This is a genomic window from Asaia sp. A2 (assembly GCF_057319415.1).
On sequence record NZ_JBXWTO010000031.1, the window covers coordinates 1 to 9754 of the forward strand.

General features: G+C 60.7%; 16 protein-coding genes. 14 read left to right on the top strand and 2 right to left on the bottom strand.

Annotated elements, in window-relative coordinates; all coding sequences use genetic code 11:
- Positions 1–149: 149 nt before the first annotated feature.
- From ACWNRM_RS14910 to ACWNRM_RS14960, 11 genes are all read left to right on the top strand, one after another.
- The gene (locus ACWNRM_RS14910; protein ID WP_485171483.1) at positions 150–455 is read left to right on the top strand and encodes a hypothetical protein; all 306 of its coding nucleotides are present in this window, start codon (positions 150–152) and stop codon (positions 453–455) included.
- A 319-nt stretch (positions 456–774) separates the two neighbouring features.
- Positions 775–1248 carry a single-stranded DNA-binding protein gene (gene ssb / locus ACWNRM_RS14915; protein ID WP_146926947.1) on the top strand — a complete coding sequence of 158 codons (474 nt, stop codon included), beginning with the start codon at positions 775–777 and terminating at the stop codon, positions 1246–1248.
- A 174-nt stretch (positions 1249–1422) separates the two neighbouring features.
- On the top strand, positions 1423–1806 hold the full coding sequence (locus ACWNRM_RS14920) for a hypothetical protein (protein ID WP_485171482.1): 384 nt from the start codon (positions 1423–1425) through the stop codon (positions 1804–1806).
- A gap of 8 nt (positions 1807–1814) precedes the next feature.
- Positions 1815–2321: a DUF3085 domain-containing protein gene (locus tag ACWNRM_RS14925; RefSeq protein WP_485171481.1), complete on the top strand. Its 507-nt coding sequence runs from the start codon at positions 1815–1817 to the stop codon at positions 2319–2321.
- A gap of 141 nt (positions 2322–2462) precedes the next feature.
- Positions 2463–3143, top strand: a complete 681-nt coding sequence (locus tag ACWNRM_RS14930) for an LPD29 domain-containing protein (protein ID WP_485171480.1) — start codon at positions 2463–2465, stop codon at positions 3141–3143.
- 58 nt (positions 3144–3201) lie between these two features.
- Positions 3202–3828: a hypothetical protein gene (locus ACWNRM_RS14935; RefSeq protein ID WP_485171479.1), complete on the top strand. Its 627-nt coding sequence runs from the start codon at positions 3202–3204 to the stop codon at positions 3826–3828.
- Between the two features lie 5 nt (positions 3829–3833).
- A complete protein-coding gene (locus tag ACWNRM_RS14940; protein ID WP_485171478.1) occupies positions 3834–4235 on the top strand; it encodes a hypothetical protein in 402 nt (133 codons plus the stop codon).
- Positions 4232–4522 carry a DUF5983 family protein gene (locus ACWNRM_RS14945; protein ID WP_485171477.1) on the top strand — a complete coding sequence of 97 codons (291 nt, stop codon included), beginning with the start codon at positions 4232–4234 and terminating at the stop codon, positions 4520–4522. Before ACWNRM_RS14940 ends, ACWNRM_RS14945 begins: the two co-directional genes overlap by 4 nt.
- 5 nt (positions 4523–4527) lie before the next feature.
- Positions 4528–5118, top strand: a complete 591-nt coding sequence (locus ACWNRM_RS14950) for a hypothetical protein (protein ID WP_485171476.1) — start codon at positions 4528–4530, stop codon at positions 5116–5118.
- A 294-nt stretch (positions 5119–5412) separates the two neighbouring features.
- Complete coding sequence (locus tag ACWNRM_RS14955) at positions 5413–5586, top strand: hypothetical protein (protein ID WP_485171475.1); 174 nt, start codon at positions 5413–5415, stop codon at positions 5584–5586.
- A 7-nt stretch (positions 5587–5593) separates the two neighbouring features.
- The gene (locus ACWNRM_RS14960; protein WP_485171474.1) at positions 5594–5776 is read left to right on the top strand and encodes a hypothetical protein; all 183 of its coding nucleotides are present in this window, start codon (positions 5594–5596) and stop codon (positions 5774–5776) included.
- A gap of 227 nt (positions 5777–6003) precedes the next feature.
- On the opposite strand, the gene ACWNRM_RS14965 is transcribed toward ACWNRM_RS14960, so the two are convergent.
- Complete coding sequence (locus tag ACWNRM_RS14965; RefSeq protein ID WP_485171473.1) at positions 6004–6483, bottom strand: hypothetical protein; 480 nt, start codon at positions 6481–6483, stop codon at positions 6004–6006.
- Between the two features lie 62 nt (positions 6484–6545).
- Here ACWNRM_RS14965 and ACWNRM_RS14970 point away from each other — a divergent pair, with 62 nt between their 5' ends.
- Positions 6546–7409 carry a DNA/RNA non-specific endonuclease gene (locus ACWNRM_RS14970; protein ID WP_485171472.1) on the top strand — a complete coding sequence of 288 codons (864 nt, stop codon included), beginning with the start codon at positions 6546–6548 and terminating at the stop codon, positions 7407–7409.
- On the opposite strand, the gene ACWNRM_RS14975 is transcribed toward ACWNRM_RS14970, so the two are convergent.
- On the bottom strand, positions 7410–7658 hold the full coding sequence (locus ACWNRM_RS14975; protein ID WP_306310236.1) for a WGR domain-containing protein: 249 nt from the start codon (positions 7656–7658) through the stop codon (positions 7410–7412).
- A 144-nt stretch (positions 7659–7802) separates the two neighbouring features.
- Here ACWNRM_RS14975 and ACWNRM_RS14980 point away from each other — a divergent pair, with 144 nt between their 5' ends.
- Positions 7803–8342: a hypothetical protein gene (locus ACWNRM_RS14980; protein WP_485171471.1), complete on the top strand. Its 540-nt coding sequence runs from the start codon at positions 7803–7805 to the stop codon at positions 8340–8342.
- Positions 8343–8434: 92 nt separating this feature from the next.
- A complete protein-coding gene (locus tag ACWNRM_RS14985) occupies positions 8435–9097 on the top strand; it encodes a hypothetical protein (protein ID WP_485171470.1) in 663 nt (220 codons plus the stop codon).
- Positions 9098–9754: the final 657 nt, after the last annotated feature.

The window sequence follows — 9754 nt, forward strand, 5'->3', positions numbered from 1 at the left end:
TTGGCCAGATCCAAACCAATCGTGGTAATCGTCATCTCGGATGGCTCCACTATCAGAGGTACGCAAAGATGGCGTCCTCACCTTTGGCACTATAGATGCCGTGATCGGGAGCCATCCACCCCATCTAAAATTGCGCAGGAGGCGGCGTGATGGGCAATCGCAGCCACAACATCTTCACTGCAATCGGCAGCGCCGCCGATATCGAGCGCCTGCGCGCGCAATTCATGGTCGAGGAGGCGCCAGCCGTTGCGGCTGGCGGTCTGCTGGAGCTGCACTTTGACCAGCTCGGCCTTGATGACGGCCCCACCTATCTTCTGGGTGATCGTATCAGCAAAGAATTTCCGAGCCTCGCATTGTCCTGCGAATACCACCCCGAAGGGTCGAACTGGGCATTGCAAGGCGTCACAGAGTGGCATGCAGGTAAGCGTTGGCGCGAGATCATGGTGCCAACCTAAGCATCGCGTCGCGCCGTCTTGAATGCATCCATAGAACGCCGCCAGACAGGAGATGGAGAGGAGAGGGGGAAACCAGAACGGCGCAGCCGGCGCAATCGGTGGGTCGGCATCGCGTCCTCGCCATGCTCGCAAGCTGCGCGTGGCTGCGGGTCGATGCCGATCCCGGCGCAGGAGCGCCGCGATTGCCCCGGCTGCGCCGTCCCGGTTCCCGGGAAGCATCAAGAGAGAAATATGATCCCGAGCAGGCAGAGCAATTTCTGCGACTGTGCGCCAGGTGGCCGGGACGATCCTCTCTTCGTGCATTCACGGAGACTCCCTCATGTCAGGAAGCGTCAACAAGGTCATTCTCGTAGGCAATCTCGGTCGCGACCCGGAAGTCCGTAACGCCCAATCTGGCGCGAAGATCGTCAGTTTTTCAGTCGCCACGAGCGAAAGCTGGAACGACCGTAATTCGGGCGAGCGCAAGGAGCGCACCGAGTGGCATCGCGTCGTGATCTTCAACGAACGCCTTGCCGATGTGGCCGAGCGCTTCGGGCGCAAGGGACGCAAGGTCTACGTCGAGGGGCAGCTTCAGACCCGCAAATGGACCGATCAGTCCGGCGAGGACCGCTACACCACGGAAATCGTTCTCGACCGCTTCCGTGGCGAGCTCACCCTACTCGATAACGCGCAGAGCTATAGCGATGAGAGCCGCTACGGCCTCGATGATCGCCCCTCCCGTAATGTTCCGCCGCGTCAGCCGCAAGATGGCGGCAACTTGGGCGGGGATCTGGACGACGAGATCCCGTTCTAAGGCCCAGCCTGAAGCGCAGGGGCACCCAACACGCGTGCCCCACCAACAAAGCAGAGAGGGCTACGGGACGTCGCTTTTCGCATCAAGGGAAGGCTGCGCCCGACGCTTGCGCGTCGCCCTTGACCCGAAAACCGACGCCCCGTCGCGCGGGAGGCAATCAAGAGGAGATTGTCGATGACCTACGATCTGTTTTCCAGAAAAAATCCGACTTTCCGCACACCGGTTCGCTGGTCCTGCACGTCCGAAAGCGTCACCTGCCGTCGTTGTCACCACGAATGGGATGACGGCGACCCGGCGTATCGCTTCGCCTGTCCCGACTGCAACGCCACGCCCGGAAATCCCTGCCAGCGCAGCGCGGGCGGCAATGAACGCGTTTGCCCCGGCCGCGATCGCGTAGCCCAGGCCGCAAAGCTCCTCGGTCCCTGCGAGGGTCTGAGCTGGGACGGCCGTCATGACAAGCCGCTGCCGCTGCGAGCCAGCCGCACCGACCCCGCATGGCAGCTGGTCCGTACCGGATCGCCTGCAACACGCGTCTTCAATGACCGCTATCCCGTTTGAGGCCTGCCATGAAACTCCATTTCGATCGCGCACGCGTTCTCGAACTCCTGCGCCATAGCGTTACTGCGACTGAGCGCCGGGCAACCTTCGAACAGCGCTGCGATCCGCAGTATCGCAAGGCCGACGCCCCCGAGCGTCAGTGGGCACGGGAGGAAGACATCGATGCCAGTAAAATCCCGCCCGGCCTGTGGCTGGTCGGCGATGACGGTATCTATCTCATGTCCAACGGCAAGGATCATCCCAAGGGCACGATGACCGGCAAGAATGCCATAGTCTATGCAGAAGAGTGCAACCCGGCCGTCAACCCCGATAGATGGTGGCATGTGAAGCGGACATCCTTCGGGGGGGACGACGGCTGCGATTTTCTGGACGCACTCTCGATACAGCGCGCCTGCGATGCGACAGCTCCGGATCCAAGAATGTGGATCGATGTGAAACCGAATTCGATCCGCATGCCGCCACTTCAGCCGGTTGCTCCAGAACCCACGCCGAAGCCCCGGAAGAAAGGGAGCTGACACAAACGCCAGTCCGCCGCCAGGGCGTCGCCATGCTCGCAAGCTGCGCGTGGCTCCGTGAACGGCGCAAGCGCCGCCCTGGCCCCAGCCAGTCGTTCGCGTCAGCGAGACGGCATCCAGCAGAAATAAAGGAGACGCAGGATGTCAGACACAGCACATACCCTCGAAGTGGGCACGATGGTTTCAACAGTCGTCTACGACAGAGGGCGCGGCTATATCTCGGCGATCCATGGGGAACAGAAGCCGCAAACCGTCAGGCGTATCGGTGGCCTCATGGGCACCGGAGGCAATGCGCACTTCGATATCATCTTCGAAATCGGCGCTCGTTCCGTACGGCTACCAGAGTGCATCATTCATGGCCCGCAATGGAAAATATACCCCAAGGAAGCGGGGTTCGCTGAAGCTTGGCGTCTTGCCGAGCTCGAGAAACTTGCATCGGATCTCGAGGCTGCGCAGCTCGCGAAGGAACGCGAGGAAGAGGCGGCGTTCGCACGTGCGGTCGAGGCCCTGAAAGCCGACCCGGCTTACGCCGATCTGGAACAGGGTGACGCTCGCGACGGAGCACTCGCCGCGAAAAACATCCGCAAACTTCTCAAGGCTGCGTTCAGGACAACGAAATTCAGCGTTCGCAAGTCGGAGTACGGCTGCATCTACGTTCGCTGGAGCGAAGGCCCGTCTGAAGATGAGGTGTCCGAGATCACCGACCGATTCAAGACCGGCACATTCGATCATTACAGCGACTGCGCCAGGCAGGAAGACACCCCATGGAGCAAGTCGTTCGGCGGTGCCGAATATGTCTTCACCTCCCGCGCCGAAGCCTGATCCCTCCCATCCCCTCAAGCCGCCGCAAGGCGGCTTTTTCGTATTCAGGAGACTCACGATGACCCGTTTCCACTTGGTCGCGTCCCCCGCCGCACGCGTTGAAAAAGCCGATCAGTATGCGATCGAGCCCACACCCGGGATTTTTGCAGACCTCTCCCATGAGGCAGACGCCACGAACGCGGCCTCCCTTGCGAGTGCGATGAACAGTTTCGGCCAGCTGATCCGTCAGCGTTCGCGCGAACTGTCCTTTCTCGTTTGCGCCGAGATCGTTCCAGGCGCGCGCAAGCCGCGCTGGTACGCCAGCTGTGCTCGGGACGGCGGGCTGCGCGAGGAGGCGTTCCTGTTCACCATTATGCTCGATGCGACGATCAAGGACGGGACGCCCCCCGTGCGTATGTGGGGGGCGGAAGAAGCTCCGTTCCAGCTCAGCGATCGCGCTCCTGTCTGGACAGATGCCGAGCCCGACGAGTTCACGCCTCATGCTCACGGGCATCTCGGCTATTATGGCTGGCTGCGGATGATCAATGCTCGCGTACAGCTACTCCAAAACTCGCGCTGCTCCCTATTCGACTACACCGACGCGTCATCCATGATCGGGCGATATGAGGATCGTCACCACCCCTTCGCCGTGGCGTCCGAGCTTATGAGCGCTGGTTACTGTGTCCCCCACAACGTGACGGAGTAAGGTCCATGCCCCGCTTCGATGTCACGATCGTCGAACGCCTGATCTTGAGGGATCAGGCTATCCTCTCGATAGAGGCCTGCAATGCAGAAACGGCAGCACGCATCGTGCTGTCGGGTGTTTCTGACGATACCAGTGGCGGCGTCCGTACCGTCATCCTGCCTGATGGATCAACTGCCTCCCTCGACCCCGAAACGGTCGAGGATACGGATATCCTTGCCGAGGTCCGCGCGACTGGCAGCGAAGACCTGATTCTGACCTGCGGTGCCTCGGATTTCCTCCGGACGGATCGCGACATGCGTCGGGATCTGGATGGAATCCTTGCGCGCGCAATTTTGGACACACGCCACCCCGAGAGCCACGACGCGGCCCGACGCCTGCGCGTCTGGCTGAAGGAGCACGACGCATGAGCGTTCGTCAATTCCTCGATCTCAGCACGGGGCATCTCTCGCCGCGCGACCGTGAGCAGCTAACGCAGGCTCTCGCCCACGGAACCCGGAACGCGCCCGGAAACTGTCTGGTCGGGTCCTATGGCTGGATGATCTACGCCGAGGAAGAGCCGGATCCCCTCACATGGAGCGAAGTGCCCGGTCTCGCTGCGCTCCTCGCCCGCGCCCGTGAACTGGACTGCGATTACGTCCTGCTCGATGCGGACGGCCCGGTCGATGAAACCCTTCCATTCTTTGATGAGGACTGACTGCAATGCCCAACCACTATACCAAATTCTCAACGCTTCTGCCGCTACAGAACGCAGAAGCGGTCACTCAGGCCCTCACCTTGCTCGAAGCTATGCGCGCGGAGGGTGCTGACGGGGCCTTTGAGTCGGACTCTGTTGGCTTCGAGGCCGAGGCGAACGAGCCTCCTGATTCCGAACTCCAGCATCTGTGGATTCACCATGATGAACGTGGGTCGATCGAGGACGTGCTGACCTTCGTGTACGCCTGCTGCGAGAAGAAGCTCACCCTGCCGGTTCGCTGGAGTCTGATCTGGACTGGTGATTGCAGCAAGCCATGCCTTGATGCGTATTGCGGCGGTGCAATCGTGCTGGACCTTGCAACGGGCAAGGAAATCGCCTCGCTCAATCTTACAAACTGGGCGCACCAGATCGTGCACTCCACCCATCAGGTGTTCGATGTTGATCGCGAGGCTGCCGCTCAGGCCCATGACTGCGTCATGCAGAACCAGCATGGCGAGGCCACATCAGAGACACCCGCCATGCTCCCCATCCGCACCGCTCTCGCGGCGGCGGCGTTTGGGCAAACCGTCACTATCAGTGGCGTCGGCCCCGACTGATCCTCCCCAATGCCGTCCGCCCTAAGAGGCCAGTGGACCGCTGGGGAGGTGCCGAAGAAAACGAAAGAAGAGGAGAGGGACCGCTCTCATGGCGCGCACAGCCCTACAAGGGGTTGTCGCTCCGCTCCCGACGCGCCGTGCCGGCGCATCGCCCTTTCCGGGCTGCACGCCCCATGAGCTGCGGATCGGGTCAAGAGGAGAATAGACAGATAGTCGGCTCCGTCCTGACCACCCAGACGGTCCATGAGATGTGGCTCGCCGGGTGTTCCGACCCATCCCGAAAAGGAACCCGTCATGACGAAAGAAACCAAGCAGGCCCTGATCACCAACATCCGCGAGCTTGCGGCCATGTCGCTCTATGTCACGGGCTTCGTGACGCTGGTTCTGACCGTCACATGCGGCCCGAGCCTCTTGGCCGGGGATGATGCCAGGCCTGTTAACCACACCACGTTTCTTGCGCGTCGCTGATCCGACAATGCCGGACGCGAGCCCCCAACCCCTGATTTCGGTCATCGAGGAGGCACTCGGCTACGAAGCCGAGGCCTTCGGAAAGGATCATCCCGTAGAGGGCGCCGACCTCGTCGAGTGGTTCGTCCAGTGGCGCTTGCGCGCCCAGGCGGCTGTCGCCGCCGCAATCGGGAATAAGACTTCACTCTGAAATGCCGTGCCATACGGTGAAAGGATCTCGCCATGCGGACCGCTCTCCATGCCGCCAAAGGTTATGCCCCCTCCGCAGACATGAAAGCCGCAGCGCTTTGCGCGTACTTCGGAAATCCCCGTCGAACCCTGGCGGAAGCTGCCTTCCTCAGGGACGCCTCTGAAGAGGACGCCCTTCTCGCATCACGTAGCGCCAGCTGGCGCCGTGAAGCCACTTGCGCCCGGCGCTCAGCCCGACGCCTTCTTCTGGAAGGTGAGGATTGATGCGCTCGGACGCACATCCTCTTCATCCAGGCAAAGCGTCTCCCAGGCCGCGATCAATCGTTTGCATGTCTGCCAGGCACGATAGCGGGCGCTGAATGCGGCCCGGTGATCCTGAGGGTTTCCGGTCTGCTCTGCACGCCATTTCAGATCATGCATACGCGTGATGCTTCGCTGCATGGTGACGCGAGCGGGAGCAAACCAGATTTCGCGTTTACTCGCTGCCTCGCCTGCATCGGCGGGCAAGACGATCTGGTGACGCATCTTCATACCGATCGCGATGCCCTGCTCAACCAAGGCATTCAGATCCGGTGCCGACAGGCCATAGCGCAGGCACTCATCGGCCATGCTGGTATCGGCGGGGAGCTGCGCCCGCAGATGATCGAAGGTGGGCGCGGCACAGCGTTCGGCCGGAAATCGAAGAAGCCTTGCACTTGCCTGAATCATGGGTTCTCCTCGCATGAGGAAAGATAAGCGCCGCTCCGGGAATAAAGTAAAGGGATTTCAGTATGTTGCGCGATTTTCTCAGCGCCTCCGCCGTCTTTGCGACCTTGGCCCTGCCTCTGACCAGGGCTCATGCCCAGACCCGCCCCTGCGATGACCTTTCTGTCGGGCATACGCCGCCCGCATTGCTTGCGCAGTCAGTCCGGCCGATCACGACAATCGTCTGTCGCCGGGTCTATATCGCGATGCAGTCACTGGACGCGCGCATTCCGCTCTGGTCGGCCGAGCACCTCACAGACGAGGCGCTCGACAGTGCCCAGAGCCTTGGACGCGTCACGAAGTTCTTCCATCCGGAAACAGGGCTGCCTTATGGCCAGCGCGCAGAACTGGCGGATTACCGCGGCTCTGGCCTCGATCGCGGCCATCTCACCCCGAGCGGTTCAGCGCCCGATCAGCTCTCCCAGGAGGAGACCTTCTCTCTCGCCAATGTCGTGCCCGAAACCCCGGCTCTGAACGAAGGGGTCTGGACCGGGATCGAGATGGCAGTCGCCGACTGGGCGCACAGGGTTGGCGAGCTCTACGTCGTGACCGGTCCCGTGCTTCAGGCAAACGGGCCGACGATCGGCTGGGACCGCATTCCGGTCCCCGTTGCGATCTGGAAGGCGGTCTACGATCCCGTTCACGAACAAGGCGGCGCGTGGCTGTGCCGCAATGACGATGCGCCTGTCTGCGAGACGCTGAGCTTCGCGGCGCTCGAACAGCGGATCGGTGTGGACCCGTTCCCGAGCTTGTCCCCGCAGATTCATAATAACGATCCCGCGCTTCCTCAGCCGGAAATCAGCCCTTACACCCCGCGCTCACGATCGACTGGTGCAGAGCGACGCGCCCTCATCGATCCAATGCTGCGCGGCTTCTCCCGGCGCTTCTGATCAGTTGCCGATAAGCGCGTATCCGCGTTTCTTTCGATACCGGATCATGCGCGTCAGCGCATTCGCGGCCTCTCCCTCATCCTGATAGAGATCGACGCGCGTGCTGCCTGCCGTGCCGATACGACCCCATTGCCGCAGCAATGTCGCGCCTCCAAACAGATCGCGGTGGATGCTCAGACGGTAATACCGCCATTCATTCCTGTCCGGTCTGATACGGCGTAATAGCGCCTCGACCGGGAAGAGGGACATCTGCTGTCCCACCCCGCTGTCAGCTTTGCGCGATCTGCGTCGGGAAATAGCCATCTCCCGATGCTGCCACAAAACTTCCGCCCATTTCCATCACGACCTCGCGTGTCGACCGCGCAGCAGCGCGACCGCGACAGGAGAAAACGCATGCATTCTTCCTGCCTCACAGCCGTCAGGCTCAAGCTCCTATGCTCCGGGTATCAAAGCGCTCTGCCGATCGAACTCTTCACCTCGCCGAATGCGCCTGACCTTGTGGCCGTGTCCATTGCTCAGGACGACACGATAGGCGACCTGCGCGAACGGTTGGGTAACGAGATCCTCCTGCGCATCGACTGGGATCTCTGGGCGGATCGTGGTGATTCCACCAATGCGCGTGTCAATGCGGTGCTTGCGCTGCTGGAGACCCCCATTGCTTCCGTCTTTCCGGGCAACCCTGCCGACATCGCCGATCCGTCGGCACCACCACCTCCCGTCGAGCCTTATCTGGAATCTGCTCCTGATGGGTCAGGCGTCTTCCATGTTGCGGACAGTACGAGCGGCGACATGCTCGCAGGCCCTTTCGTAACTAAGGAACAGGCGAAACAGGCCCTCGACGCTCTCCTCGTGATCCATCCCAGCCCGGAATGGTTCAAGCGTTGGTATGGCCTCGAGCTGGAGTATGCGGATCAGGAAGTGGTCCGCGTGTAATGTGCCACTCCGTCACTTCTTACTGAACAACGATCACGGCACTATGGATCCGGGTCACAGGAACCATCTTGTTCCCAGGGAGGGCGCTGAACATGATCGACACGAAGTATCGCACTGCCTACGCGGAGACACGCGAGCTCTACGACAGACTGGCGCCACAGATGGGCGGGAAGGATTACGGATACCAGATCCTGTATGGACCCGAGGTCGTGACACCCTCGCTCTTCATTCTTGGGTACCAGCCGGGTTGCGATGAGGAGGATAAGACCATGTCCGAGGAGGAAAAGCGCCCGGCAGGTCCCCCGGATATCTTGGCCTATGCAGACCCGAAAGAGGATTGGCGCCTTGCAAAGGCATTGCTCAACATTTGGCCAGCAGATCGTATGACCGACATGATGGGCGGCAATATCAATTTCTTCCGCGCGGTCTCGGTCGACGAATGGAAAACAATCCCGCTCCCTGTCCGTCGTGAGCTGCAAAAGCATTCCCTCACGACAATTCAGCGACTGGTCAGAGCTTATGCGCCAAAGCGCATTCTTCTTATCGGCCTCGATACCCTCAAGAGAATACCAGGGCACAGCATCGATAAGGGCAAGGTCTCTTCGATCGATCCGTCACGTCATAATCCGATCGCCCAGGAAGCAACATTGGGGGGGATCCCTGCTCTTGCTGTGACCCATCTGAGCGGGGCTCGTCTCAAAGCCGAGGACAGGCAGAATATCTATAATTATGTGCGCACCTGGTCAGGTATCTGATCGATCTCGGGCATCGCTTTTTCTTACAACGCGCGCTGAAGAACACGGGCGTCTCCCCTTCGGGGCCACGTGACACGGGCTCCGCCCCAAGCCCCTATGGCCATTCGGCGTATCCCGTTGACGCATTCTTCAGGGCGATGCCTGAGCCGAACCAATCGCAATAGGCCATGCCATAGGCCTCGATAGCGTCAAGACAGCTGCCACCCCATCTTCCTCCGCTCCCGTTGGTCGCTTCGTGCAGACGGGTCCCCTGAGAACCTATCTTGACCCCATCTCCGTCCACAGCGGTTCTGAAAGTGTCGGGACGAAAGGCGTCGCTGCGCTATCCTTTCGACCCTTTGCCTCCGGCACAGGTCGAACGAAAGGCTGTTGCTTTTCTTTATTGAGCGAAACCGGTTCTGCGAAGTATCGCGAAGTATCGAAACGGCGCGATATTGCATGTTTATTGTGTAATATTGAACCTTTTTGTTGTATCTTCCGGTAAACATGATAGTATCTGTTTGTAGGAAATGGCCGCGCTCCTAGTAGTTCGGCTTCACGGCTTCACGGCTTCACGGCTTCACGGCTTCACGGCTTCACGGCTTCACGGCTTCACGGCTTCACGGCTTCACGGCTTCACGGCTTCACGGCTTCACGGCTTCACGGCTTCACGGCTTC